A 2,621-nucleotide genomic window follows, 5' to 3' on the forward strand; every position below is an offset into this window, starting at 1 on the left:
CTAATAGTAAATACATTTCAAAAAATTAATTTTTTGAGAAATTTTTGGTGTGGGCTTTAATTCTCAATAACCAATACTTATTGACAGAACTGTTACTGTTACGTACTTTTAGACTTTTTATTTACATCGAACTCAGGTCTAACTGGAAGTTTTTAACTTGTCCGCGATCGCTCCTAATAAGACTCCCATCTCTACCTTATCCATCGTTGATACCTGGTGTTTTGCGTTTATTGGTTCGACTACAATTTTAAATTCTCCATCACCCAACAAAGATTTAACCAGCTTTGCTTTGTCATCAATTGACAATTGGTATGCTGCATCCTGAATTATACTTAACTTGTCCGTATCAGGAAGATTTTGAATCGCTGCACCGATATTGACTCTTCTTGTATTACATAAAATCATCAGATGTAGCCCAAGATGGTAGAACATTTTGATTTATGATTGTAATATGTGCAATATGATTATACACATTGATGATCTAATAAATACAAGTTATGAAGTAAAATATCACTATTACTCTACATTACGCACTAATTTTTTCTCTAGAATTTTGAAACGCCTCAGCGATCGCTGCTAGTATTTCCCCTGTGTCTCTATCCCCTAAGAACGGAATTAGTTTAGCAATGTCTTTACCTCGCAACTGTTTAGGGTCAAGGATACCTCCAGATTTAGCGATCGCTTCTACTACCTGTTCCTTATCAGTTTCCCCCAAAAAGGGAATTATCTCTGCAATATCCTTACCACTTAGGTATTTACTCAGATGCTGAGGATCGGCTCGATGAATACTTAAGCTAGAGTAGGCATCATTTTTAATCTCCTCTGGTAAGGAATCAAGAACTCTAAAGTAGTAGCCAGCAGCTAAATCTTCTTGCTGACCTTTCAATATTTTGCTAATGGCACTGGCAGGTACACCGCTTTCTTTGGCTATATGTGATGCGGGTTTACCTTGGGCGATCGCTTTCTTGAGGGAATTTACCAAAATTTCTCGATGGTTCATATTGCAATATAGAAATATGTGCTATATTTTCTTTATAGCAATTTTTGAGGTTTCTGCCAACAGTACCACAGCAGTATTAACTTTTGTGAAAGTGGTGTGTAACTAAGAATTGCCAAAACTACACACCAACAACTTGTTTTCTTATTATGACACAGATTTGTATATCATCTCTACTTCCTAAAAAAGAAATTGAACTATATGGAAATCAGGCAAAACTAAGACGATCAAGATTCCCATTATCTTGGAAGCTGATCTCAGAGCGATCGCTAAATGTCTTGATCAAGATCCATCCATTGGCAACAAAATTATCGAATACGCTCAATCACTTATTGAACCGTAGACAAAAAATTTCCCCCGTACCACAGCAAATGGTCGGAGGACAGTCCCTAGAATCAATCAAAACCTGTAGGAACAATTAAAATGCTATCTAATTTAAGTTTAGCTGTCAAGGCAGCGGGCGCATTCTTGCACGCCTTTGGAGGTGTGTAATGAAAGTTAACATTTTTTACCCACTTGGTCACGACGAATATTTAGGTCTTCGTTCCCAACTTAAGCCAAACGAGTTAGATATTTACCTATATCTAATAACCAAGCATCCATTCAAAGATTCCAAGATTGAAATTGACACTGCCTTGATTTCTGAGCAACTAGGTTATCACCGCAGAACTGTCCAGCTTGCCATTAATAAACTGGTATCCCTCAATATTTTGGAAGTTGAGATTACCAGATTTAAGTACAGACAAGCAAGAATTATAACTCAGGATAGTGAGTCTGTAGATCGCCAGAGTGAGTCTGTAGATCGCCAGAGTGAGTCTGTAGATCGCCAGAGTGAGTCTGTAGATCGCCAGAGTGAGTCCGTAGATCGCTTTCGACGGACAGAACCCGCGCCCAGCAAGGCTTCTGAAGTCTCTCATACTATTCAGACTTATAAGACTTACACAGACTCTCTCTCAGAAAGCGAAAGAGAGAGTTTTTTGGAGTTTGGTAAGAAAAAAGCTTCTGAACTGCCCAAGCCACCAACTTTAATCAGCAACTGGATTAAAACTCATTGGGAAGACCTGCGATCGCAGTGGGAGAAGTCCCAAGGTAAAGTTTCCGCCTCGCAGTCTAGCAAGTGGGATAACCATCCACAACGAAAGGAATGGCTGGAAAAAATCCGCCAACTAGGTCCGGCTGGGTTTCAGGCTGAAGATATGCCAAACCAGAAAATTAGACGAGAGTTTTATGTTTGGGCTGATGCTAATAATTTAATTTGGGGGAATGAAGCATGATTAATGATTTACCTCAATTTGACAGATTACCTTTAATTCCCCAATTAGAAGAAGCAGAAAAGGAAATTTTTCATCCTCATTGGAATTGTTTTTGCTGTCAAGATAGCGGATTTATACAGCCTCACCTAGTGGAAAAGATTATTCCTGACTACAACTACAACCAAGATAAAAATGTAGTTTGTCAAAATCCATCTTGCAAATCTTTTCATCAGACCTGAGTTCGATGTAAATAAAAAGTCTAAAAGTACGTAACAGTAACAGTTCTGTCAATAAGTATTGGTTATTGAGAATTAAAGCCCACACCAAAAATTTCTCAAAAAATTAATTTTTTGAAATGTATTTACTATTAG

General features: G+C 37.8%; 4 protein-coding genes. 2 read left to right on the forward strand and 2 right to left on the reverse strand.

Going from position 1 to position 2,621, the window contains the following annotated elements; genetic code table 11:
- Positions 1 to 138: 138 nt before the first annotated feature.
- Both PN450_RS05765 and PN450_RS05770 read right to left on the reverse strand, forming a co-directional pair.
- Positions 139 to 432: a hypothetical protein gene (locus PN450_RS05765; protein WP_271821531.1), complete on the reverse strand. Its 294-nt coding sequence runs from the start codon at positions 430 to 432 to the stop codon at positions 139 to 141.
- Between the two features lie 94 nt (positions 433 to 526).
- Positions 527 to 1,000 (reverse strand): hypothetical protein, encoded by a 474-nt coding sequence (locus PN450_RS05770; RefSeq protein ID WP_271821532.1) that lies wholly within the window; start codon positions 998 to 1,000, stop codon positions 527 to 529.
- A 488-nt stretch (positions 1,001 to 1,488) separates the two neighbouring features.
- On the opposite strand from PN450_RS05770, the gene PN450_RS05775 reads away from it, so the two are divergent.
- Positions 1,489 to 2,271: a helix-turn-helix domain-containing protein gene (locus PN450_RS05775; protein WP_271835692.1), complete on the forward strand. Its 783-nt coding sequence runs from the start codon at positions 1,489 to 1,491 to the stop codon at positions 2,269 to 2,271.
- Positions 2,268 to 2,489 (forward strand): hypothetical protein, encoded by a 222-nt coding sequence (locus tag PN450_RS05780; RefSeq protein ID WP_271835693.1) that lies wholly within the window; start codon positions 2,268 to 2,270, stop codon positions 2,487 to 2,489. Before PN450_RS05775 ends, PN450_RS05780 begins: the two co-directional genes overlap by 4 nt.
- Positions 2,490 to 2,621 lie beyond the last annotated feature (132 nt).

Origin of the sequence: Dolichospermum lemmermannii CS-548 (genome assembly GCF_028330815.1) — a bacterium.
Lineage (GTDB): Bacteria > Cyanobacteriota > Cyanobacteriia > Cyanobacteriales > Nostocaceae > Dolichospermum > Dolichospermum lemmermannii.